This is a genomic window from Sporosarcina luteola (assembly GCF_023715245.1).
In the GTDB taxonomy this organism is placed as follows: Bacteria; Bacillota; Bacilli; order Bacillales_A; family Planococcaceae; genus Sporosarcina; species Sporosarcina luteola_C.
On the sequence record NZ_JAMBNV010000001.1, the window covers coordinates 867,401 to 892,357 of the forward strand.

Annotated in this window: 23 protein-coding genes; 21 read left to right on the forward strand and 2 right to left on the reverse strand. The window is 43.5% G+C overall.

Annotated elements, in window-relative coordinates; all coding sequences use genetic code 11:
- Positions 1–13: 13 nt before the first annotated feature.
- Positions 14–1,900: a helix-turn-helix domain-containing protein gene (locus M3152_RS03990; protein ID WP_251693902.1), complete on the reverse strand. Its 1,887-nt coding sequence runs from the start codon at positions 1,898–1,900 to the stop codon at positions 14–16.
- Positions 1,901–2,052: 152 nt separating this feature from the next.
- Here M3152_RS03990 and M3152_RS03995 point away from each other — a divergent pair, with 152 nt between their 5' ends.
- From M3152_RS03995 to M3152_RS04095, 21 genes are all read left to right on the forward strand, one after another.
- Positions 2,053–2,796, forward strand: coding sequence for an SDR family NAD(P)-dependent oxidoreductase (locus tag M3152_RS03995; protein ID WP_251693903.1), 744 nt, complete (start codon positions 2,053–2,055; stop codon positions 2,794–2,796).
- 20 nt (positions 2,797–2,816) lie between these two features.
- Entirely contained in the window at positions 2,817–3,272 is a 456-nt protein-coding gene (locus M3152_RS04000) for a Zn-ribbon domain-containing OB-fold protein (protein ID WP_251693904.1), read from the forward strand.
- Entirely contained in the window at positions 3,259–4,413 is a 1,155-nt protein-coding gene (locus M3152_RS04005) for a thiolase family protein (protein ID WP_251693905.1), read from the forward strand. Before M3152_RS04000 ends, M3152_RS04005 begins: the two co-directional genes overlap by 14 nt.
- Before the next feature lie 14 nt (positions 4,414–4,427).
- On the forward strand, positions 4,428–4,892 hold the full coding sequence (locus tag M3152_RS04010; RefSeq protein ID WP_251693906.1) for a MaoC/PaaZ C-terminal domain-containing protein: 465 nt from the start codon (positions 4,428–4,430) through the stop codon (positions 4,890–4,892).
- Between the two features lie 11 nt (positions 4,893–4,903).
- On the forward strand, positions 4,904–6,055 hold the full coding sequence (locus tag M3152_RS04015) for an acyl-CoA dehydrogenase family protein (RefSeq protein ID WP_251693907.1): 1,152 nt from the start codon (positions 4,904–4,906) through the stop codon (positions 6,053–6,055).
- A 40-nt stretch (positions 6,056–6,095) separates the two neighbouring features.
- Positions 6,096–7,127, forward strand: coding sequence for a CaiB/BaiF CoA transferase family protein (locus M3152_RS04020; protein ID WP_251695239.1), 1,032 nt, complete (start codon positions 6,096–6,098; stop codon positions 7,125–7,127).
- Between the two features lie 22 nt (positions 7,128–7,149).
- A complete protein-coding gene (locus tag M3152_RS04025; protein WP_251693908.1) occupies positions 7,150–7,950 on the forward strand; it encodes an SDR family NAD(P)-dependent oxidoreductase in 801 nt (266 codons plus the stop codon).
- Between the two features lie 33 nt (positions 7,951–7,983).
- On the forward strand, positions 7,984–8,934 hold the full coding sequence (locus M3152_RS04030; protein ID WP_251693909.1) for an MBL fold metallo-hydrolase: 951 nt from the start codon (positions 7,984–7,986) through the stop codon (positions 8,932–8,934).
- Between the two features lie 18 nt (positions 8,935–8,952).
- Positions 8,953–10,533: a long-chain-fatty-acid--CoA ligase gene (locus tag M3152_RS04035; protein ID WP_251693910.1), complete on the forward strand. Its 1,581-nt coding sequence runs from the start codon at positions 8,953–8,955 to the stop codon at positions 10,531–10,533.
- Between the two features lie 212 nt (positions 10,534–10,745).
- Positions 10,746–11,933, forward strand: a complete 1,188-nt coding sequence (locus M3152_RS04040; RefSeq protein ID WP_251693911.1) for a lipid-transfer protein — start codon at positions 10,746–10,748, stop codon at positions 11,931–11,933.
- Positions 11,934–11,946: 13 nt separating this feature from the next.
- Positions 11,947–12,729 (forward strand): enoyl-CoA hydratase/isomerase family protein, encoded by a 783-nt coding sequence (locus tag M3152_RS04045; protein WP_251693912.1) that lies wholly within the window; start codon positions 11,947–11,949, stop codon positions 12,727–12,729.
- Between the two features lie 29 nt (positions 12,730–12,758).
- Positions 12,759–13,175 (forward strand): FAS1-like dehydratase domain-containing protein, encoded by a 417-nt coding sequence (locus M3152_RS04050; protein ID WP_251693913.1) that lies wholly within the window; start codon positions 12,759–12,761, stop codon positions 13,173–13,175.
- A 12-nt stretch (positions 13,176–13,187) separates the two neighbouring features.
- Positions 13,188–13,574 carry a MaoC/PaaZ C-terminal domain-containing protein gene (locus tag M3152_RS04055; protein ID WP_251693914.1) on the forward strand — a complete coding sequence of 129 codons (387 nt, stop codon included), beginning with the start codon at positions 13,188–13,190 and terminating at the stop codon, positions 13,572–13,574.
- Positions 13,575–13,585: 11 nt separating this feature from the next.
- Positions 13,586–14,551: an NAD(P)H-dependent flavin oxidoreductase gene (locus M3152_RS04060; protein ID WP_353056603.1), complete on the forward strand. Its 966-nt coding sequence runs from the start codon at positions 13,586–13,588 to the stop codon at positions 14,549–14,551.
- Between the two features lie 36 nt (positions 14,552–14,587).
- Complete coding sequence (locus M3152_RS04065) at positions 14,588–15,358, forward strand: electron transfer flavoprotein subunit beta/FixA family protein (RefSeq protein WP_251693915.1); 771 nt, start codon at positions 14,588–14,590, stop codon at positions 15,356–15,358.
- 28 nt (positions 15,359–15,386) lie between these two features.
- On the forward strand, positions 15,387–16,364 hold the full coding sequence (locus M3152_RS04070) for an electron transfer flavoprotein subunit alpha/FixB family protein (RefSeq protein WP_251693916.1): 978 nt from the start codon (positions 15,387–15,389) through the stop codon (positions 16,362–16,364).
- A gap of 426 nt (positions 16,365–16,790) precedes the next feature.
- Entirely contained in the window at positions 16,791–18,023 is a 1,233-nt protein-coding gene (locus M3152_RS04075; RefSeq protein ID WP_251693917.1) for a NupC/NupG family nucleoside CNT transporter, read from the forward strand.
- Positions 18,024–18,110: 87 nt separating this feature from the next.
- Positions 18,111–19,085, forward strand: coding sequence for a LacI family DNA-binding transcriptional regulator (locus tag M3152_RS04080; RefSeq protein ID WP_251693918.1), 975 nt, complete (start codon positions 18,111–18,113; stop codon positions 19,083–19,085).
- A 16-nt stretch (positions 19,086–19,101) separates the two neighbouring features.
- Entirely contained in the window at positions 19,102–19,986 is an 885-nt protein-coding gene (rbsK, locus tag M3152_RS04085; protein ID WP_251693919.1) for a ribokinase, read from the forward strand.
- 18 nt (positions 19,987–20,004) lie between these two features.
- Positions 20,005–20,937: a nucleoside hydrolase gene (locus tag M3152_RS04090; RefSeq protein ID WP_251693920.1), complete on the forward strand. Its 933-nt coding sequence runs from the start codon at positions 20,005–20,007 to the stop codon at positions 20,935–20,937.
- A 186-nt stretch (positions 20,938–21,123) separates the two neighbouring features.
- Positions 21,124–22,422, forward strand: coding sequence for a Na+/H+ antiporter NhaC family protein (locus M3152_RS04095; RefSeq protein WP_251693921.1), 1,299 nt, complete (start codon positions 21,124–21,126; stop codon positions 22,420–22,422).
- 198 nt (positions 22,423–22,620) lie between these two features.
- Here the strand turns inward: M3152_RS04095 and M3152_RS04100 are convergent, their stop codons facing one another.
- On the reverse strand, positions 22,621–24,618 hold the full coding sequence (locus M3152_RS04100) for a methyl-accepting chemotaxis protein (RefSeq protein ID WP_251693922.1): 1,998 nt from the start codon (positions 24,616–24,618) through the stop codon (positions 22,621–22,623).
- Positions 24,619–24,957 lie beyond the last annotated feature (339 nt).

A 24,957-nucleotide genomic window follows, 5' to 3' on the forward strand; every position in this document is an offset into this window, starting at 1 on the left:
TCTATTTTTTTCGTCAATCTTGTTTAACGAGCCGATGGATGATGATGGCGATTTGAAGGTTAAGACGGTTTTGTGTGTGCGCTAAATCGATTTCCAATATTTCTTCAATCCGGTTTAACCGATAGCGCAGAGTGTTGTAGTGTATATGTAGTTTTTCAGCTGACACTTGAATAGCTGATTCATTATCCAGAAACACCTCTAATGTTTTCAATAACTCGGATTTGTTTTGATTCTCATATGTAATGATTTTTCCGAGGTATCGATCCATAAATTCTTTCATGTACTCCGTATTTTCCGTATTGAATAACAACCCAATGATTCCAAGTTCCTTGAAATGTACAATGGGTGTTTTGAATTGAAATGAATGAGCGAATTCCGCAGCTTTTTTCGCCTCGTTGAACCCTTTTAGATAATCTTTGACTTGTACAATGTCATTGCTGATCCCGATGCGGAATTGTAGTTCAGGATGCTTGTCCTCCACGTAGCTAACCGCGAATTTCGCTACGGTTCGGATATTTTGTTCAGGTGTGACAAGGATGATTTTTTGACCTTGAATCATGCTAAGTGGCAATAGTTCCTCATCAATCAGGTAACTGAACTTTTCCAGCACCCGATTCAGCGATGTTGTATGGTCCTCTTCATCTTCTATTGGGCTCATTACAAGAATGGCGTACGTCTTTTCAAATGAGATGTTTAGATAACGCGCTCTTCGAATGAGATTTTCCTCCGTTTCCAGCCCCGATATCAAATCATGCAAATAGTCTTGGCGCAATCGATTTTCAACTTCAATGCTCGTTTTCTCTTGGTTGATTTGCAGTGCAAGGACGTTTTTGGCTTGCTCGATTGCAACGACACTCAACCGATCAAATGCATTCATTCTTTTAGGAACGATTACATATGCAACAGTCCGATTATGCAGGGTAATCGTGAAAACGGAGAAGGTTTGATTCTTATGGATTACTTCAAAAGAAGTTTGATGATTATTCTCGGATTGAAGGACACATTTATACAACTCCGCGTGATTGAAATGGTCAATGTTGTAAGTCGCATTTCGCGGCGCTGCTTCGTAAATGCAATTGCCAAATTCATCGAGCAATAAAATCGGTTCTTCAATGAAATTGGCCACTTTTTGTAAAATCCCTTCGTTTCCGCCCTTATTGAGTGCTTCTTCAAAGAGTTCATCGTGCAGTTCACTTACCCGGACTTCATTTGAATACAGTTTTGCATTTGAAATGGACAGTGCTGTTTGGTAACAAAAGTTTTTGAGCATTTGCAGTAAAGGCAGCTTGGAATGATACAAAACGGTTCGAGCTAAAAAGATGATGCCAATCCGTTCGCCATGAGCAACCAATGGGGAACAGATAAGGGAAACGATGTTTTTTTCCTTCAGGTTTTGAAGAAGTGGGCTTTCCAAAGATGTATGCTCGGAAATATCCGCCAAGATGAACGGTTCCTGATTGTTCGATAATTGCATTTGAAACGGTGAATGTAGAGATTCCTCGAAAAACAACAGATCGGATTTCCCGATACCGGCAACTGCTTCGATACGCATGCAAGCTTTCTCATGATTTATCATTCCGACGAGGACAGAGTGTGCTTTGGAAACATCCAATAGATGCGTAGCACTTAAATTCAGAATATCGGTCAGCGGGGCTAGAGAAGCGACTTCCAAGTTGATTTGATGCAGGATTTCGAATGTACTGGTAGAGAATTTCAAGAAATCCGCTTTCTGCTTTAAAGTTTGAAGTGCATAAAAGTGTGATTGTAATTTTTCATCTCTGTAATCCTCATGAAGTCTCGCTTTTAATGCATCCCATTTTATCTCATCGTAATGGTTGCTTTGGATGAGTGGAATCAGTTCACCAATAAAGTCACTGTAAGTGAGTTCGCTTTGGATCATCGGAAGGCTCCTTTCAATTCTCTCATTTTTAAATCTATTAATTAGTATGAATTATACAACAAAGTGAGTGAGTATTGTAGTTAATTGACATAGTTGACCTTTTAGGAAAGAAGTAAAATTAGGGAAATAGTGTAGATGAAAGGGGTTATTCAATGAAATTTCAAGATCGAGTCGCAATCGTGACGGGCGGGGCGGATGGAATTGGCAAAGAAATTGCTCGTAAAATGCTTGCTGAAGGCGCTACAGTCATCATTACCGATATTAATAAAACCGCTTGTGAAGATACGGTGACGGAATTTCAAATGGACGGTTTCAACGTTCATTCATTTCCAGCGGATGTTTCACAAAAAAAAGAAGTAATCGAAGTGATTGAAAAAACAAAAGAACAGTTTGGAAAGATTGATATTTTAGTGAACAATGCGGGGGTTGTCCGTGATGCAAGGATAACTGAAATGGAAGAGGAAGATTGGGATCTTGTAGTAGATGTCTGTTTAAAAGGTTCCTTCCTTTTTGCTAAATATACGGCTGAGCATATGATTTCTCAAGAATACGGGAAAATTGTCAATATTGCTTCCCGTGCTTATTTGGGAAATCCGGGACAGGCCAATTATTCCTCTGCAAAGTCCGGTGTTCTCGGTCTGACGAAAGCGCTTGCAAAGGAATTGGGCAGGTACAACATTACTGTAAATGCGATTGCGCCAGGTTTGATTGAAACAAATGCATTACGGAACCATCCGAAGGCCGAAAAGATTAAAGAGCTTCAAAAGCGTGATTCACCCATCAAACGTGTAGGCACAACCGAAGACGTTGCAGATGCAGTGATGTTTTTCGCATCGGATGCTTCCTCTTATATTACAGGGGATATTTTACACGTGACAGGCGGAAGATTCGGCTAATCGAACGGGAGGAGAACGCAATGGCAAATATCGAACGTAAAGCCATTCCCATAATGGATGGTTTGTGGCAAATGGAAGCAGATGACAATCCACACTTGATGGGAAGTCGATGCAGGGCGTGTGGAGAGATGTTTTTTCCTCGAAAAACCCTGAATTTTTGTATGCATTGTCATAAAGAGTCATTGGAAGAGATACTATTTTCCGGCAAAGGACGCGTCTTGATGCTAACAAAAGTGGAAAGACAACCAGCTGGCGGTTTTTATAAAGGTGAGGTTCCTTATACATATGGAATCGTGCAATTGGATGAAGGAATAAATATATTCTCACAGCTCGTGGATGATTCTACGCTATCGGCTGATGAACGTGTCGAGATGGTTGTAGTGAAGTTGTATGAAGAAGATGAGCACGATGTCATGACTTTCAAGTTCAAAGCGGATAGCACGCTCCGGGAAGGGGTGAGAGATGATGGTGAATAACGCCCAATGGAAAGATGTATATGTTCAAGGAACCTATACAACAAAGTGGGGTTTTTTCCCTGGTGTTTCTACCAGTTCGATGGGAGCAGAAGCGATTGTAGCTGCCTTAAAAGACGCTCAAATCAAGTGGGGAGAAGTGGACGCAGTTTTTGCAGGAAGTGTCTATCAAGGAACAGCTTCCGGGCATCGAGTAGTAGGTGAAGTTGGATTTACGGGCATTCCCATCGTCAATGTAGAAAATGCTTGCTCAAGCGGAGCTACAGCTTTTCGACTTGCTTACGATTCAATTCGTTTAGGGCAATACAAAACCGTACTCGCCATCGGATTTGAAAAAATGCCCAGGGGACCGATTCCGAGTACTGCTTTTCCAAGTTGGCAGTTAGCGATGGGCTTTAACGTGCAACCGGCTAATTATGCACTGGAAACGATGGAATACATGCACCAATACGGAGCTACTGTAGAGGATTTCGCGAGAGTCAGTGTGAAAAACAGGCGAAACGGTTCGCTAAATCCCAATGCCCGATTCCAAAAAGATGTCACCGTAGAGGAAGTGCTCCAATCGGCAATGGTCGCATCTCCACTTCGTTTACTGAATTGCTGTCCATTGGCGGATGGGGCGGTCGCAATGATTTTGACGAATAAGCCGACGAACGATCGGGCAATTCGGGTTGCAAGTTCCGTATTGGCATCGGGTGTATACGGGGAAGAATCGTATCAATCCGGCATTACGGCAAGCGTCCACCACTACCCTTCGGAAGGCATTGTCGAAAAGTCAGCACGGGAAGCGTACGAAAAAGCAGGCTGCGGTCCAGAGGATATCCATGTCGTGCAAGCATACGACAGTATGGGACCTGGTGAGTTGTGGGATATTGAAAAACTTGGTTTTTGTGCAAGAGGAGCAGCGCCTGAATTGTTGCGTGAAGGTGTCTTCGATTTGACGGGAAGTTTGCCGGTTAATACTGATGGCGGACTGTTATCCAGAGGTCATCCACTTGGTGCGACGGCTTTGGCACAAATTCATGAGATTGTATTGCAATTACGGGGAGAAGCCGGTCATCGACAAGTGTCCGATCCTAAGGTCGGTTTGGCACATGCGATGGGGGCAGGTCCAAATAGTGCAGTAACAATATTACAGCGGTGAGGGGTTGAGAAAGGATGGAAGTCGACGGATTGTTTTATGAGGATTTTCAAATTGGAGATAAATTCTTATCTCCTTCACGCACTGTTACAGAAACGGATGTCGTCAATTTTGCGGGTTTATCAGGTGATTATAATTTGCTTCATATGGATAAGGAGTATGCCAAAAACACGGTTTTTCAAGAACGGATTGCTCATGGGTTGTTAGGCCTGTCTATAGGGTCCGGCCTGTTTACACGCACAGAGCTGAATCAAAGAATGAGTCAAAATCTGATTGCACTTTTAGGTCTTGAATCATGGAAATTTTTAGCGCCTATCAAAATTAGCGATACGATTCACCTTGAAATTGAAATCGTTGATAAGAAGGAAACGAGCAAACAAGATCGTGGAATAGTGAAATTTAATCGGAAAATCATAAATCAAAACGGAATCACGGTTCAAGAGGGATTGACACCGATGATGATTGCAAGGAGAACGAACTAGGGGGATTTGGAATGGCTTATCAATTAACGGATGAACAAGTAATGATTAAAGAGACATTGGTGAAATTTCTTGAAAAGGAAATTGCACCAATGGTGGAAGAATACGAAAGAAATGAAAAACCTGTTACAAAGGAGATTGTGCAGAAGCTTGTCCCGTTTGGCTTTTTGGGTGGGCTGCTACCTGAGGAAGCAGGCGGCCATGGTCTGGATTATACAACCTATTTTACAATGATAGAAGAATTATCCCGTGTATGGCCTTCTTTAAGGGCGACGGTCGGCATTTCCAACTCCGTCCTCACGCATATCTATGAATATGGGACGGAGGAACAGAAGGAAAAACACTTAGGTCCATTGCTGCGCGGGGAAAAGCTAGGTTTCTTTGCCCTCACGGAACCGAATGTCGGATCGGACGCATCAAGCGTTGAAATGCGTGCTGAATTAAAGGATGAAAAATGGATTCTGAATGGCACTAAAATCTTCATCACCAACGGCTTGGAAGGTGAAATTGGCATTGTCATCGCACAGACAGATAAAACATTAGGGAATAAAGGAATTGCAGCTTTGCTAATTGATAAAGAAGAAACATCTTTTCTAGCTACAAAAATCGAGAAAATGGGTACTGTAAGTTGCCCGTTTGCTGAACTGGTTTTCGAAAACAGTGAAGTCCCTGCTGAAAATGTTCTAGGCAATGTAGGAGAAGGATTGAAACAGGGATTGAAGTTTTTGAACAGTGCACGTGCCATGGTTGCATATATCGCCACAGGCATTTCTCAAGCTTGTTTGGATGCTTCCATTAAATATGTGAAGGAGCGCCATCAATTCGGGAAGCCGATTGGGAGTTTTCAATTGATTCAGGAAAAGATAAGTGAAATGATTACGTTGACGAATGCGATGCGCTTGCTCGGGCAGCAAGCAAGCTCCTTGCTTGACCAAGGGAAAGATGCAAAAGTGGAATGTTCAATGGCGAAATACTTTGCAACGGATCGCGTACTAAGAGTAGCGGAAGAGGCTTTGCAGATCCATGGAGGATACGGGTATACAAAAGAGTTTCCTGTAGAGCGCTATTATCGTGATATCCGGTACTTTACCATTGCTGAGGGAACAAACGAAATGCAAAAATTGATCATCGGACGAGAAGTGTTAGGCATATCCGCTTTTGTGTGACCATAATTGTAAATGAATGAGAGAGGTGACCGAAGTGAGAATGCTAGAAGGAATCAAGGTTGTGGACTTGACGAATTTATTGCCGGGTCCTTTTGCAACGAATATTTTGGCGGAATTAGGGGCCGAAGTGATAAAAGTGGAGCGGCCTGATGGCGGTGATCCGGCTCGTCATATGATTCCGGGGTTATTTGAAACATTGAATAGACAAAAAACGAGTGTAGTGCTCGACTTGAAAAACAAGAAAGATCAGGAAACACTCAGGGAATTGATTGAAAATAGTGATGTTTTAATTGAAGGTTTTAGACCAGGGGTTATGGAAAGATTAGGTTTTGGGAAAGAGGATGTTGCAAAACTTAATCCTGAACTCATTTATTGTTCCATCTCGGGCTACGGGCAAAATGGACCGTACCGCGATCTTCCGGGACATGATTTGAACTACTTGGCGGTCGCTGGTGTCCTTAGTATCAGCGGGCAACCGAATGGCGCTCCGGAAGCGGCGGGAGGTATTCAAATAGCAGATCTTGCTGCCTCACTCTATGCGACGATTTCAATTTTAGGTGCATTATTGAACAAGGTGCGTACGAATTCAGGCGGCGTTTATCTCGATGTATCTTTGGTAGAAAGTGCGCTTGCTTTAATGGGTCCCCGCATTGCGGAGTATTATGGAAGGAACGAACCAACCAAGTCCGATTTTATGAGCAGGGGCGCATACAACGCATTTCTGACGAAAGACTTGAAATATATTTCTATTGCTTGTGTGGAAGAGAAGTTTTGGGAAACCTTTTGTGAAACGGTTGGAATGAAAGAATATTTACTCGACAATTTGTTTAACAGTTGGACGAAGCGGATGGAAAATGCTGAAATTATTAATCGGAAAATTGAAACGATAATTGCTCAAAAAACATTGTCCGAATGGCTGGCGATATTCAATGAAGTCGACTTACCTGTCAGTCGTGTCAACATGATCAACGATTTGTTGAGAGATTCGCATTTGAAGTATAGGAATGCAATCATCGAAGAAGGTGATCGGGTAATAATCCCGTATCCAGTGAAAATGGCGCTTCAAAAATGATCAAAGTAAAGGGGAATTAAAGATGGGGCTATTAGATGGGAAAGTTGCGATTGTTACAGGAGCGGGAAGAGGGATCGGCAGAGAAACTGCATTAGTGTTCGCGGAAAATGGCGCAATTGTTGTCATTTCAGATTTGGATACACAACCTGCGGCTGAAGTGGAAAGCGAAATCGTGAAAAATGGAGGCCAGGCCCTTGCGATTTGTGGGGATATTACAAATTCGGAGTTTCCGCGTCTATTAATTGAAAAAACGGTAGAGAAGTTTGGAAGAATCGATATTTTAGTGAATAACGCAGGTGTGACACGTGATAGTTTAATCCATAAAATGACAGATGAACAGTTTCTACAAGTGCTGGACATTCATTTGGTCGCACCTTTCCGATTAATCCGCGAGGCGGCTCCTTATATGCGTGAAGCAGCAAAAAAGGAAATCGAACAAGGGATTGTGAATTACCGGAAAATCATTAACGTATCATCCGTTTCAGGTCTCCGGGGGAATGTGGGACAAGCAAACTACTCGTCCGCCAAAGCGGGAGTTGTCGGATTGACGAAAGTAGTTGCCCAGGAGTGGGGCCGTTATAACATCAATTCGAATGCTGTCGCGTTCGGGTTCATCGAAACGAGGATGACACAATCACTTGAGTCTAGTGAAGACCAGACAGGCGTTCCAGATAAGGTGAGGCAAATGTTTATCGATAAAGTCCCTCAAAAAAGGACCGGGCAGCCGCGGGAAGCAGCGGAAGGGATCCTGTACCTTGCTTCTCCATTGTCCAATTATGTGAATGGCCAAGTGTTACAAATTAACGGTGGTTCTTACACTTGACTTGGCAATAAGAAGGGGACGGGTGGTGATGGGATGTATGAAAAAATCGGGCCCATTGAAATTTTTGGAGACAATTCAAGCAAAGTGCCGTTTTGTACGACGCTGCTACTGACGAACAACCGGGAATCCGCATTATTGGAATGCGGAGCCGGTTTCGACAGTTTGAAGTATATTGAAAAAAACTATTTCGTGCGTGATATTTACTTGACCCATCATCACATCGATCACGTGTGGGGCGTCCCGTTTTTTCCGCAAGCTAGCGTGCATATCAATTATTTTGATTTTGAAAAAGCTTCGGATATCTATGCCATCTCGCATGCGGACGGAATGCTGGCAGTGCAAGATGAGGCGACACTTCAATTTTGGTTGAAGCAACAGGAAAACAGGCATTTCGGAGGCGTTTCTGTTGGAAAACGTACAATTCAGGCGGATTGTATATACCCGATGGATAAGCCGATTGAAATTGCGGGTATCGATGTACATTTTATCCACGCCCCAGGCCATTCGGAAGGGTATACGGTTCCATATATTGAAAAATACGGTATTGCCTATGTTGGGGATTTCGACTTGACATCCTTTGGTCCATTTTACAATGAATTGGAAGCCGAAATTGACGATTTCATCACTTCTGCAAAGAAAGTTGGGAATCTTGATGCCAAGTACTTTGTAACCGGACATCATAAAGGGATCGTTTCCAAAAAGGAGTATAACGAAAAAGTCATCGATTTTTTGAATATCATTGAAAAGCGGCATGAGAAAATTTCCTGGTGTATCCGTAATGGGGTCTCCCCGGATCAATTGATTGAACAAGACATTTTTTATCGGAAAGAACAACGTGAAGGTTCGATTTTACGTTTAAAGAATGAAGTCATCGGCATCTATAAACATTTGCAACAGTTGCTGAGGGATGATGAAGTTTGTACGCAATTTGTTGAGACGTTTATTCAGAACCATATTGCTAGGCCGGAATACTTGAAATGGTAGTGGAAAGGGGCTTGGAAAATGAGAAGAAAATGGCATGATTTTTATCCTGAAGGGATTCCTTATGACGTGGAAATTCCAACGGATGTATCAATTTACGATACCTTCGAAGAGGCAGTTGAAAAATCCCCATCATCACTCGCTGTCATTGATGAGGAACTTGTGATGACCTATTCGGAATTACAGGTAGCCACGGAGCGTCTTGCTAAATATCTTTATAAGCAGGGTATAAAAAAAGGCGATCACGTCGCGGTGATGTTACCGAATTGTGCAGAATACGTCGTGTGCTATTTTGCCCTTCAACGGCTTGGCTGCACGCAAGTCCAAGTAAATATACTCTATCAGTCGAGCGAACTTACCCATATCTTGAATGATAGTAAGGCAAAATGGATTGTATGTGATGACGCCCAAGTCCCTAAATTAAAGGCAATCGAATTGAGTTCAGAAATTGAAAAAATTGTTTTTGACGCGGAAAGAGATTTATTTCAACGTATCTGCTTTCATGATGAGGAGACAGCAAACATCCAATTGCCGAATGTCCCAATCAATCCAATGGAGGACGTCGCCTTCATTCAATACACAGGCGGCACAACCGGTAATGCAAAAGGTGTAATGCTGACACATTATAACATTGTCGGCTATATCATTCAAAACCGTGTATTCTACTTTTTAAGGGAAAATGAAGAGATTACACTCGGCAATACACCAATGGCTCATGTAATGGGGATTGGCTACCTTAATCTTACAATCGCTGTGGGTGGTACCTATATTATTGTGAGACGGTTTAACATCCTAAAAGTGAAAGAGTTGCTGCTAAAATATGCTCCTACTATTTTTATCGGCGCGCCAACCATTTATATCGCTTTACTGAACAGTGATGAGATTGACGACGATGATTTAAAAAGTTTGAAAATATGTACATGCGGAACAGCACCGTTACCGTTGGAAGTGATCAAGGAATTTGAAGAACGTTCTGGTGCGCAAATTATGGAAGGCTATGGAATGTCAGAAGTACTTGTTACACATCGCAATCCACTATCGCAAAAAAAGACTGGTAGTATCGGGATTCCAATCCCGGGCGTCGATTGCAAAATCGTCAAGCTGGAAGATCGAAATGTGGAAGTTCCCGCAGGCGAAGAAGGGGAATTGCTGATCAAAGGACCGCAAGTGATGAAGGGATACTGGAACAACCCGGATGAAACCGCTCAAGCATTGATTGACGGATGGATGGCAACGGGCGACATCGCGGTGATGGATGAAGACGGCTATTTCTTTATTGTGGGAAGAAAAAAAGATTTGATCATTGCAAGCGGCTATAATATTTATCCGATAGAGGTTGAAAATGTAGTTTATGAACATCCTGCCGTATTTGAAGCGTGTGTGTTCGGCGTGCCAGATTCGTATCGTGGAGAAACGGTTAAATGTGTTATTGTGCTGAAGGAAGGTCAAAAGATGACTGAAGAAGAAATCATATCCTTTTGCAAAGAAAGGCTTGCAACGTATAAAGTGCCGAAAATTTTTGAATTCCGTAAGTCTCTTCCTAAAACAGCGGTCGGAAAAATAATGAAACGGCAACTGATGAAAGAAGAGTTAATGAAATGAACCCAGCTTAGATGGTAACGGAATGTTACTGTTTAAGCTTTTTTTATTACTTTGCTTTGAGTGTATATGGAGTTAACAATAAAAACTAAGTTCTTTGTAGGTTTCCTACATAGTAAGAAGCATAGAACAAACGGTAAAGTGGTAGTAATCTTTTGAATAAAAGAAAAACGGTGTGAGAAAAAGTTGACATTTATAAAAAGGGGGATACGTGCATGAAAAGAAAAGTCAAAGTGATTGGCGTCGACATGGTGAAGTTTGTAAAGCCCGGTATGCAGGATCCATACGAAGTGATGGCATCCAAAGCGATTAAAGGTGCAATTAAAGATGCGGGAATTGAGTTCAAAGAAATAGAACATGCCTATGCCAGTTATGTTTATGGTGACAGTACTTCTGGACAAGCGGCCTTGTATAAAGTCGGTGTAAGCGGGATACCTGTTTTTAACGTCAATAATAATTGTTCATCCGGCTCTACGGCTCTATTTCTGGCCCGGCAGGCAGTCGAGAACGGTATTGTTGAATGTGCGCTAGCGTTCGGCTTTGAAGAGATGAAGCCCGGAGCGCTTTCGACAGTGTACGGAGATCGAACGACGCCGATGAAGGCATTTGTCGATCGATTAGAAGAGTTGATGCCTGGTTATTCATTGGAATCTCCACGTGCAGCTAGAATGTTCGGATCTGGCGGAATGGAATACATCGAAAAATATGGGGCGAGCCCGGATATTTTCGCCAAAGTGGCGGTGAAGACGCGCAGCCATGCCATTCATAATCCTTACTCGATGTTCGACAAGCCTTTGACAGTTGAGGAAGTGCAGAATTCACCGATGATTTTCCCTCCCTACTTGACAAGATTCTGTGCATGCCCACCATCTTGCGGTGCCGCGGCTGCAATTATCTGCAGCGAGGATTTCGCGAAAAAGCATGGGCATGAGGATGCTGTCGAAATTATCGCCCAGGCGATGGCTACAGATAACGAGCTGACATTTACAACAGGTGCGATGAATTTGGTAGGAGCGGACATGACGAAACGGGCTGCGAGTCAAGTATTCGAACAAGCGGGTATCGGTGTAGAAGACATTGATGTCGTCGAACTGCATGACTGCTTCACCCCGAACGAAGTGATCACCTATGAAGGGCTTGGCCTATGCGAAGAGGGGGGAGCCGAGAAGTTCATCAATGACGGTGACAATACGTACGGTGGAAAGTTCGTTGTCAATCCTTCGGGCGGCTTGATGTCCAAAGGCCATCCGATCGGAGCGACCGGTTTGGCGCAATGTACCGAATTGGTCTGGCAGCTTCGGGGAGTGACCGGTAAAAGACAAGTGGAACATGCGCGCGTAGCTTTGCAACACAACCTTGGTCTTGGCGGTGCGGTCATTGTGACGATGTATAAAAAAACATGATGGGGGTGGCTAAATGCGGTATGAACATTATCATTCAATCGACATCCGGATGAATGGAGCAGTCTGTATCGTTTCATTGAATAAACCTGAATTGCGCAATGCGCTTGCCGAGGAGATGCGAGAAGAATTGAAGGATTTCTTCCGTACAGCAAATGACGATCATTCGATCAGGTCGATCGTGTTGACAGGAAGAGGAAACGTGTTTTCAGCGGGCGGCGATTTAAAAGCTCTTCAACAATTAGATTCTAAAGAGATTCAAAACAGGATGGAAAAAAGCCAAGAACTGATCCGACTCATGCTTCGTCTACAAAAACCGGTCATCGCTGCAGTCCATGGTGCGGCTGCAGGTGCCGGCTTCAGCCTGGCGCTTGCGTGCGATATGATTATTGCAGCGAAATCAGCGGTTTTCATACAAAGTTTCGTCAAAATTGCCGTTGTTCCCGATTTAGGGGCGCTGCATTTCCTCCCGCAGCTAGTTGGCAGGCATAAAGCGATGGAGCTGATGCTTCTTGGGGAGAAAGTGCATGCGGATGAAATGCAGAAGATGGACGTCGTCAATCGTGTGGTTGAAGATGAAGAACTGTTCGAGGAAACATTGCGTGTTGCAAGGCAAATGGCAGAAAATCCAGTATTGGCAATGGGGCTTATTAAACAAATGGCAACTTCCGATACCTTGGAAGAATTGGAAAAGACGTTCGAAGCTGAAAAGCAGTCACAAAGCATCTGTTTCGAATCCGACGATTTCAAAGAAGGGGTAGAAGCGTTTTTCGAAAAACGAAAACCCGTCTATCATTGATGCTTTAGACGAAAAAGGAGGGAACTTGCTTGGTCTATGCTGATCCGCGTTTAGAACAGATCAAAAATACGAAGTTTGATGCATTCACCTATACGATTGAAAAAGGGAAAATAAAGGAATTTGCAATCGCCCTTGGCTATAACAGTAAAAGCTACTTGAATGGTAATGCAGTGCCGCCGACTTTTCCGACTGTCGTTGAATTTTGGGGCGGGCAAATTTCCATCTCAAAAGTGCTCGGTTTGAACTTGTCCAAAGTGCTGCACGGGGAGCAAAGTTACGAGTATGTCGGCGTGATAAAAGTAGGGGATGAAATCACCGTGCATACTGAGGTCGAAGAAGTTTTTACGAAAGCAAAGATGAATTTGATCGTGTTGAAAAAGAAGTTTATGAATCAGCACGGGGAATTGGTACTTATCAGCCGCTCAACAATTATTGAAAGACATTAGGAGGCGATTGGTTTGACGGTAAGCCGGCATTTAGAAACGTTGCAGAAAGAAGAGATCACCCATACACAGATCGTCCGGTATGCAGGGGCATCAGGTGATTTCAACCCGATCCATACGGTCGTCCCTTTTGCGCAAGAGGCGGGGCTAGGCGACGTCATTGCACATGGCATGATGATTATGGGCTTTGTTGGCCAGGCGATTGAAGGTTGGTTCCCATCGGACCGGTTAGAAAACTTTACAGTCCGTTTCAAGGCGATGACGAGACCCGGTGAAAAGATCATGATCAACGGTTGTGTTACGGATGATGCGGGCGACCAGCTGCATTGTGAGGCATCTGCTGCCAATGAAGCGGGAGAAGTGAAAGTGGAAGCGAAGTTCACAATCCGCATACAGCGATAGGAGTGAGGGAAGTGGACATATTGGATGGGAAGGAAAAGAAGATAATCGGGAAGACAACTATACCGGTCATCATGGCACCAATGTTCCTAGTCTCTAGCCCAGAATCGGTCATCGAAGCTTGCAAAGCAGGTATAATCGGGACATTTCCCCTGCTGAATGCACGGAGTCCCGAAGCGCTGGAAAATTGGTTTCAGACGATTCGTGAAGCATTGGATTCGGTGAAACACAATACGTCAGAAATCATTTCGCCATGGGGAGTCAATCTTATTGTACATAAGACGAACAGGCAGCTAGATGTACATCTGGAGGCAATTCGAAAATACGAGCCTCCGATTGTCATTACTTCACTTGGCAATCCGCAGGCGATTGTTGATATTGTCCATGATTATGGTGGCGTCGTCCTGTCGGATGTCATCTCCACCAAGCATGCCCGAAAAGCGGCAGAAGCGGGTGTGGATGGGCTCATCCTCGTCTGCAACGGTGCAGGTGGTCATGGTGGCACACTGAACTCTTTTGCATTTGTGGCGGAAGTAAAGCAATTTTGGAAAGGGCTTACAATTGTAGCGGGCTGCATTTCGAACGGCCGGGACATTGCTGCTCTTCGAGCGTTAGGAGCGGATTTCGCTTATATGGGTACGAGATTCATAGCGGCGAAGGAAACGATGGCGGACGATCAGTATAAGGAAATGCTACTTGAAGCTACAGCGACGGAGATTCTTTACACCGATGCCATCTCGGGAGTTAAAGGGAATTATTTGATTCCTAGCATCGTGAATGCGGGTCTCGATCCAGAAAACTTACAAAAGAAACGGGGTTTCAACTCCGACTTCCGGGAGAATGAACCGAAGGCTTGGAAAAACATTTGGGGCGCTGGGCAAGGCGTTGGAGCAATCAAGGAAATCCAATCGATTGCAGCAATCGTGGAAAAATTACAGGAGGAGTATCTTCAGGCGTTGAAGCGATTACAGCATTTTTAATAATTCGTATTGAATTAATAATGGAGGTTTTGTTGAATGAACATTTATGTACTGGTTAAACGGACATTCGATACAGAAGAGAAAATCGCGGTGAAAGACGGGAAAATTGTAGAGGACGGGGCAGAGTTTATCATCAACCCGTACGATGATTATGCAATTGAGGAAGCGATTCAAATTCGTGACGCACATGGCGGTGAAGTGACGGTCTTGACACTCGGCGATGAGGAAGCGGAAAAGCAATTGCGCACAGCACTCGCAATGGGGGCGGACAAAGCAATTCTTATCAATACGGAAGATCTTGATGAAATGGACGAATTCACGTCGGCGAAAATCATCGCACACTATTTGAATGACAAAAAGGCAGATCTGATTCTTGCAGGAAACGTTGCAATCGATGGCGGTTCAGGTCAAGTCGGTCCGCGAGTCGCCGAATTGTTAGAAATCAACTATGTGACTACCATCACCAGCTTGGAAATAGATGGTTCATCCGTGAAAATCGTGCGTGACGTCGAAGGAGATTCCGAGACACTCGAAACGTCACTCCCATTGTTGGTGACTGCGCAACAAGGCTTAAACGAGCCACGTTATCCTTCTTTGCCTGGCATCATGAAGGCGAAGAAGAAACCGCTTGAAGAGCTGGACTTTGACAATCTGGACATCGACGAAGGCGATGTGAAAGCAAAAACGGAAACGTTGGAAGTATACTTGCCACCACAAAAAGCGGCAGGCCGTGTACTGGATGGCGACATTGCAGCGCAAGTACATGAGCTTATCTCTTTGCTCCATTCAGAAGCAAAAGTCATTTGAGAGATTCGTAAATCAGGAGGGATTCATTATGTCTAAAAAAGTGTTAGTGCTAGGGGAAGCGCGCGAAGGGGCTTTACGAAATGTATCATTTGAAGCAATTGCTGCTGCGAAAGCAGTGGCAGGTGCCGGTGAAATTGTTGCAGTCCTACTTGGTGATGGTATTGCTTCGCTAGCAGAAGAATTGATTCATTATGGGGCAGACCGTGTTGTAACAGTGGAACACCCTCATTTGAAGCATTATACATCAGATGGATATAGTCAAGGATTCATGGCGGTGTACGAACAGGAAAAGCCGGAAGCGATCGTTTTCGGCCATACGGCACTAGGGAAAGATTTGTCGCCGAAAATTACTAGTAAACTGTCATCCGGCTTGATCTCCGATGTGACAGCGATTGAAGGGGAAGCCGATGATACGCTTTTTATCCGGCCCATCTATTCTGGGAAAGCGTTCGAAAAAGTGAAGCACAAGGATGGCCTGCTGCTTTTCACTGTCCGTCCAAACAACATTGCTTCAATTGAAAAAGACGGCAGTCGTACTGGCGACGTCACTTCCTTGTCGGTTGATATTACAAATCTCCGCACCGTCATCAAAGAAGTGGTACGCAAATCGACAGAGGGCGTCGATCTTTCCGAAGCAAAAGTGGTCATTGCAGGCGGTCGGGGCGTGAAAAGCGCAGACGGTTTCAAGCCGCTGCAAGAGTTAGCGAATCTTCTTGGCGGTGCAGTCGGCGCATCCCGCGGTGCATGTGACGCGGATTACTGTGATTACTCCTTGCAAATAGGTCAAACAGGTAAAGTCGTTACACCGGATCTTTACATCGCGGCAGGAATTTCGGGGGCCATCCAGCATATGGCCGGGATGTCCAATTCGAAAATCATCGTGGCCATCAATAAGGATCCTGAAGCAAACATATTCAAAGTGGCCGACTACGGCATTGTCGGCGATCTGTTTGAGGTTATCCCAATGATGATCGAAGAAATCAAACAGTTGCATGTGCATGCATAACACCTAAAAACAACACAGCCAAAATCAAAGGAAAATACTAAAAGCACTTTGACAAACCGGTCTATCGTATTCACTCCTCGAAGTGTGTACAATAGCCCGTTTTTTTATTTGGACATGTATTTATCGAGGCGATTAATTTTGATGAAAAGTCTAACACTTTCTACCATGAAAATTCATATTGACATTCCAAATCCAATAGCATACACTTTTTGAGTAATGTGTTACACTATTTGCTTGAGAACATCATTAGAGTAACCTTTTGAGAACCGTACACCGCAATGTGGTACCGGTTACACAATAAAGAAGTATTTGGACATAGAGATAAACTTGTCTGAGAAAAAGGAAGAACAACAGGTTGCCATATTTTTTTATAGAAAATGTGTAACCGGTTACCTATTTTTCCGAAAACTGAGGAGGATATTGAGAATGAGTATAGTATGGGGGATCTTCGGATGTGCGGTTATTTTATTTATTGCATATCTTATGTCCGAAAACAAAAAGATTATTAACGTTCGAACAATGCTCGTCGGATTTTTTGCACAGGTCCTATTAGGATTTATCGTCCTTAAATGGGGAGCTGGAATTGCAGTCGTTGAGTTTGTATCTGACGGTGTCAATAAAGTGATGGGATATGGGATGGAAGGTCTCTCCTTCGTATTCGGATCTTTAGCAGATAAAAACGGTCCGGTTGGATCAATATTTGCAATCAATGTACTAACCATTATGGTTTTCCTATCTGCCTTGATTTCACTTTTATATTACTTTGGCATTATGCAGTTGATTGTAAAAGTGCTCGGTGGACTCATTTCGAAGTTCATGAAAACGGGATATGTCGAATCGACAAACGCCGCGATGAATATCTTCTTAGGGATGACACAATCGGCAATTTCCGTTAAACCGTATATTAGTCGGATGTCCAGGTCGCAAATTTTTGCCATCATGGTTGGTGGATTAGCATCCGTTTCAGGTGCAGTTCTAATCGGGTTGGCTGCGATGGGCATTCCAATCGAGTACTTGCTTTCTGCAGCGATTATGTCTGCGCCCGCAGGTTTAATGCTTGCAAAGCTGATCATTCCTGAAACAGATCCTCTCAATCCAGATGAATGGAAAGAGATGGACGACTACATGGGTGAATCTAAAAAAGACACCAATATTATGGATGTCATTATCAATGGATCTAGGGAAGGGTTAAACCTCGCTGTCAATGCAGGGATCATCTTGATTTCTATTATTGGACTTGTTGCATTGTTGAACGGAATATTAGGCGGGGTCGGATCATTATTCGGATTCCCTGAGCTCTCATTTGAAACGATCACGGGGTATATCTTTGCGCCGGTCGCGCTCATCATCGGTATTCCTTGGGATGAAGCACTTGCTGCAGGGAACTTGCTCGGACAGAAAATGATTTTAAATGAATTCGTTGCATTTACATCGTTTTCAACGATGATTGAACAGTTCTCCGAAAAATCGATTGCAATTCTGACATTTGCATTATCCGGCTTTGCGAATATCGGATCAATCGGAATCATTCTCGGGATTATGATCGGTGTCGCACCGACTCGTAAAAAGGATATTCAAGCGATGGCTATTAAAGCATTGATTGCAGCTACTTTAGCTAACTTGCTAAACGGAGCGATTGTAGGAATATTCTTCTTCTAAATCTACTAGACAATCTTGACTCATAACCTTTTGTCATGCACACTATATGTAACCGGTTACCGATAATTACCAATGGAGTGATTTGGAATGGCTTCTATTAGGGATGTTGCAAAACATGCAAGCGTATCCGTTGCAACCGTGTCACGAGTGTTAAATGACAAAGGGTATGTGAGTGCAGAAACACGGAAGAAAGTGGAGGCTGCTATCGCGGAACTAAACTATCGACCGAATGAAGTTGCAAGAAGCTTGTTCAAAAAGCAATCGAAAACGATCGGATTAATTCTGCCGGATATTATGAATCCATTCTTTCCTGAATTAGCCCGAGCGATTGAAGATACTGCATCCAAACTAGGATATACCGTGATTTTATGCAATTCCGATGAAGATGAGGAAAAAGCACAGCGGTACGTAGACGTTTTGCTCCAGAAATATGTAGATGGCATTATCATTTCCTCCAACACAATACAGGAAAAAACGATTCGTGAACTGACTATACCTGTCGTTTGCATAGACAGGGAAATTAGTAAAGATATCCCGACAATTGTCGTTGATAATAAAAACGGCGCGCGAATGGCTACGCGCTTTTTAAGAGAAAAAGGTCGTAGGAAAATCGCTCATATTAGAGGGCCGCTCGATATAGTAAACGCCAATGAGCGTTGCGAAGGCTATCGAGAAGTAGTGGCAGACGAACAATGGTTCAGAGAAAGTTATATCGTCAATGGAAACTACCGTATGGAAACGGCAACAGAGGCGGTGCTTGAGCTTTTACGGCAGCATTCCGAAATTGATGGGATTTTCGCAGCGAATGACACGATGGCGATTGGTGCGATGAAAGCCGCCTACCAGCATGGATTGAAGGTTCCTGAAGAGATTTCGATCATTGGATTTGACGGCATTGCTTTAGGGAAGGCATCAATACCAGAACTGACAACGATCGAACAGCCTTTGTATGAGTTAGGGCAGAAGGCGGCAAAGGTGCTCATCAAGCTCATAAAAGGGCAAAATATCGAAAAAACATTTTATCAATTTGATGTTCAATTAGTGGAAAGAGATTCAACGTAAGGAGGGTGGAATTATCATGGGACAAGCTCCTAACATAACAATCGTCGGAAGCATCAATATGGACATCGTGACGATTACCGATCAATTGCCTAAAATGGGCGAAACGATACTCGGTCAGCAGTTTCAAATGAATCCAGGTGGTAAGGGTGCAAACCAAGCAGTCGCGTCCGCGAGACTTGGCGCAGCCGTTCAAATGATTGGCTGTGTAGGTGAAGATCTTTTCGGTAATGAGATGATCGCACACCTTAACAGCGAAGGCGTTGACGTGAGCAATGTGGAACAAGTTGCTCCACAGACTGGAACTGCTTCCATCACCGTTTCTAATAAAGATAATAATATCATTGTTGTTCCGGGTGCGAATAATCATGTAACAGCTTCATTCGTCGAAGCTAAGAGAGACGTAATTGCAGCGAGTGACATTCTAATTCTGCAACTTGAGATACCGTTGGAAGGTGTCCAAAAGGCAGTTGAAATTGCGAAGGAAAATGGCGTGATTGTCATATTGAATCCGGCTCCTATCCGTGAGCTGCCAGCTGATCTACTGAATAAAGTCGATTATTTAACTCCGAACGAACATGAGATTAAGCATTTGACTACTGAGGAAAATCATGCGGAACTTATTGAGAAGGTGATCCTGACTAAAGGCAGTGAAGGTGTTTCTTATTTCCAGAAGGGCAAGGAGATGAACATACCGGCTTACACCATTGACGTTGTAGATACGACGGGTGCTGGCGATTCATTCAATGCCGGCTTTGCTGTGGCCTTAGGGCAAGGGTTATCTGTAGAAGCTGCTTGTCTTTATGGCAATGCAGTAGCTGCTTTATCGACGACAAGGCTCGGCGCACAAACGGGAATGCCAACTGCTCCTGAAGTGCAGGAGTTTCTAATCAATAAAAACTAAGTAAGAGGAGTGAGTGGTTTGAAAAAGGTCATTTTAGACGTGGATACGGGTGTAGATGATGCACTCGCCATCCTTTATGCAGTTAATAGTAAACAACTAGATATTCTTGGGATTACAGCAGTTTCCGGTAATGTCCCGCTCGAGCAAGTGAATATCAACACCAATAGAATTGTGAAGCTGTTGGGAGTGGAAGACCAAATCAACGTGTATAAAGGTGCAGACCGTCCACTCTTAAAACAGCCTTATCACGAGTTCCGGGTACACGGGAATGACGGCGTCGGCGGAGCGCTTGACGATATCGCGATTGATATTCCTGATCATGATGTCTTTGCTCCGGACTTTATTATTGAGCAAGCGAAAAAGCATAAAGGTGAACTTACGCTAATTGCAGTCGGCCCTCTTACGAACGTTGCGTTGGCTGTACGTAAAGAGCCAAGATTGGCAGAATGGCTGAAAGAAGTCATCATTATGGGTGGCCTCGTCCAATCAGCGGGAAGAGGAAATACGATCCCAACATCTGAATTCAATATTTATGCCGATGCAGAAGCAGCAAAAATCGTTTTCCATTCAGGAATGAACATTACGTTAGTAAGTTTAGACGTAACGAGACAAGTGTTGCTAACAGAAGAGCATATCGAGGAATTGAAAGGTACGAAGTATTACGATTTTGTTAAGCAAAGCACTGTCGATTACAGACAATTTTCGATTAACCTCTACGGTATAAATGGCTGCGCGTTGCACGATCCATTGTCGGTCGGTGTCGCTCTAGATCCGACGTTCGTTCAAACAGAAAAATATTATGTCGATGTAGAAACACAATCCGAACTAAGCTACGGACAAACGATCTGTGACTTCAGGAACATCCTGAAGAAAGAACCAAACGTCAACATCTGTGTTGGTGTAGACAGCGAAAGATTCCTACAAAATTTCTTAGAGTACTTAAAAAGATAATGAAAAAATCCCGCCAGGCTATAAGCCAACAGCGGGATTTTCTGTCTGTTCAGTAATTAAAAACCAGCCTTCAAACGAGTAGTTAACTCGATGGAATAGCTGATTTTTATGTTATACTAATATGCTTGCAGGTACCTGTTTTGAACTGGAACCAACTAATGAAAATGATAAAGTTGAGGAATGCATATGTCGAATGAACAATTGAAAAAAGGGAGTCTTTTGGCGTTTTTGCCGCTCATTGTCTTTGTTATCCTATTTATCGGCTCAGGAATCGTGACGAAAGACTTTTACAATATGCCTTTGAACGTCGCGATGCTTATCGCGGCTGCTGTGGCGCTTACGATGAATCGGCGGGAGACGTTTAGTAAAAAGGTAGATGTTTTTATGAAGCATGCGGGGCATCCGAATATCATTTTAATGGCTGTCATTTTTCTTTTGGCGGGTGCCTTTGCGGGCGTTGCAAAAGGGATGGGGGCAGTTGAATCGACGGTCAATCTTGGACTGTCGTTGCTGCCCGCGAATTTGCTTATAGTCGGCTTGTTTGTCATCGGCTGTTTCATATCAATTTCGATGGGGACGTCAATGGGCACAATTGTCGCGTTGGCTCCCATCGGTGTAGGGATTGCCGCGCAAACGGACGTCCCCTTGGCGCTCGCCATGGCAACGGTCATTGGCGGCGCGATGTTCGGAGATAATTTATCGATGATTTCGGATACGACGATTGCGGCGGTCCGAACGCAACAGACAAAAATGAAGGACAAGTTCAAAGTGAACTTCTTCATCGTTGTTCCGGGTGCGATAGTGACCATGATTCTCCTCGCTCTGTTGACGCATGGCAATTCAGCGGAATTAACGGGTGAATATCCATTCGAATTGATTAAGATCTTGCCGTATGTGGCTGTTTTAGTTGCGGCATTACTCGGTGCGCATGTTTTGATTGTGCTAGTCGGCGGTACGGTTTTCGCGGGTATCATTGGACTGTTGGATGGTTCCTACGATCTGGCTAGTTTCTTGCAGACGGCATCAGCCGGCATTATGTCGATGGAGGACTTGGCAATTGTCTCCATTTTAATCGGAGGAATCGTCGGGATCATTCAGCATAATGGAGGTCTTGATTACTTATTGCGAGTGATTACGAGCAAGATCAAGTCGAAAAAAGGTGCCGAATTCGGGATTGCAGGCTTAGTGAGTGCAGCGGATATTGCAACCGCCAATAATACAATCGCAATCATCATTACGGGTCCGGTCGCAAAACGCATCGCGGATGAATACGGCATCGATCCCCGCAAGTCGGCCAGTTTGCTTGATACATTCTCTAGCGTCTGGCAAGGCGTCTTGCCGTACGGTGTCCAAGTATTGGCAGCCGCGGGACTAGCTGCGATTTCACCGTTAAGCATCATCGTTTATTCGTTTTATCCTGTATTGATGGGGATTTGCTGTGTCGTTGCGATATTGATTGGTTATCCACGGTTTAAAAAAGCATAGGTGTAAAATAAAACCCCTTGAAATTACAACGGTTTAAGGGGAAGGGACAGTTTTGTTACTGTTTCTTTTTTTTATTCATTCCATTTTTGAACACAGGGATAAGTTGCTCGGTTGAAAAAGTAATCGGCAAATAAAAAGTCGTCCAGAAAGTCGCTGAATTGATTTTCTGGACGCTTTTTATATAATCATTCAATTAGATCAAAATGTAAATCGATGTACCGTTTTACTCAAATCCTCGCTAAGTGCTGTCAACGTTTCTGCAGCCTCGGTTACTGTTTGAATCGCGCGTAACTGTTCTTCTGATGACGCACTAACTTCTTCGCAAGCTGCTGCGGTTTCTTGTGAAGTGGCTGCCATTGTTTGGATTGTTTCGCTCACTTCGTCTTTGTAGACGGCAACTTTTTGAATCTCCTCGTAGATTGAGCTGATGGATGATTCCATATCGGACATGACTGCAGTTAATTGATCGAAAGTTGCTTCGGTGTCGTTGACGACATGGCCTTGTTTACGGAAGTTTTCCCTTGTGTCAATCATTTGTTGAGAGACTTGTTGAGCGCCTTCTTGTAATTCAATGACAGTCGTTTTTACCTCTTCCGTCGATCGAACCGATTGTTCAGCCAATTTACGGACTTCATCTGCAACGACTGCAAAGCCTTTGCCGTGTTCTCCGGCACGTGCTGCTTCAATGCTTGCATTCAGTGCTAGCAGATTTGTTTGTGATGAAATCTCGGTGATTGTTTCCATGACACCGCCGATAGCCTTCACTCTTTCTTCGAGTGTGTCAATTACGTCGGCCATGGACCGCATTTCAATCTCCCAGTCTCCAAAAGATTGTTTTAACTCGTTCATTTGCATTTGTCCATTGGAATTCATGTCACTGACCCTTGTGGCAAGTTCCTGCATTTGGGCCGCTTTCTTCTCAATTCCATTGATTTCCTTACCTAATAATTCGGCTTGCTCCGTAACTGCTTCAGCATCTTCAGCAGAGCGGGATGCACCATTCGCGATTTCTCCGACAGCGTGAGCGACTTCATTGCTTGAGGCGTTTGTTTCCTCCGCGGTTGCGCTTAAGGTTTCAGAACGTGAGTGTACGTCCTCTGCAGATTGATTGACGACAGCGATTACAGCATTTGTGTCTTCAATCATTTTATTGAAGTAGTTTCCAAGTTCACCGATTTCATCTTTTGTTTTAATGGAAGATCTGACAGTCAAATCACCGTTAGAAACTGCTTGCATAAGTGTTTTCAGCTTGCCGATTGGTTTTACTGTGCGGTTGATGATCGGGTAAAGGACTGCGATGAGTAATACTAAAATACCTCCGGCAATAATGATCATGCCAAATCGCATAGAGTTTGCTAACAGATCAATTTCTTTCGTATCGTATATCGCGGCTACCTTCCATCCTAAGCTGGACACTGTCGCAAATGTATTGACTCTTGAAACGCCGTCATCAGTGTATTGAATTTCGCGGCGTTCGCTACCGCTTTGATAATCATACATTTCAGCTACGTAGGGCAAGTCGATTATATTTTCCCCTGCCAATTCTGGATGCACCATCGCTGTTCCTTCTGCATCGAAAAGTGCGATAAATCCGTTATGGCCAATGTCCTTATTCGAAACAGTTGCTGCCAATTTGTCCATACGAATATCAAGACCTAACACGCCGACAAGCTCCCCATTTTTTTGAACTGCTTTTATAGCGCTGATTGTGTATTCGCCTGTCGCACGGTCTATATGCGGTTCTGTCCAATAAACTTTATCGGGATTTGCGGCCGCTTCTTGGTACCATTCATACTCAGTTGGATTATAGTCACTGCCCAAATCAGCGTTTGGAACGGTTAGCATCTCTTTCGATGGCAAAGCGAAATATAGCATAGACGTATTATCATATAAAGTTTGGAATGAATAGAATTCCTGTTCCATTGCGGTTATGTATTCTTCAAAATTGCCATCTACATTAGCAAAATCCGTTACGTAAGAGGAATTAGCCAACTGAGTGAGCCCTTTCTCATGCAAATCAATGAAGTTTTCAACATAAGAACCTATTTCATGTACAAGCACTTCACTTTGCATGATTAGATTTTCCCTTGTTTTATCCTTCACATGAATACTTGAAAGTACAGTCATGAGAGTCATGCCGATAATGAACAAGACTGATACTGTAACGATGATTTTGGTTTTAATTGACGTAAACATAGGTGCACCTTCTCTTTCTATAGGTAAAATTACATACAACCTTTCATTTCGGACCATTACGAAAAATGTTTAGCTATTATTAAATAATAATAGTGTTCATAATTTGTTTACTATTTTAATATTGAAAAGGAAGCGATTTCAGAATCTTTTCGGTGCCTGTGTGAGAAACTATTCAGACTATGCACTACAATTGTATAATCAAAACCAACAAGACAGCTGTCTCAACTGATGGTTGACAGATATATGTATTTTTATCAATTTAGATGAATTGTCATAAATGTGTGATGCACAGGCACCGATTTGAAGAGTTTACAATAAAAAAATCCCGCCTGGCGAATA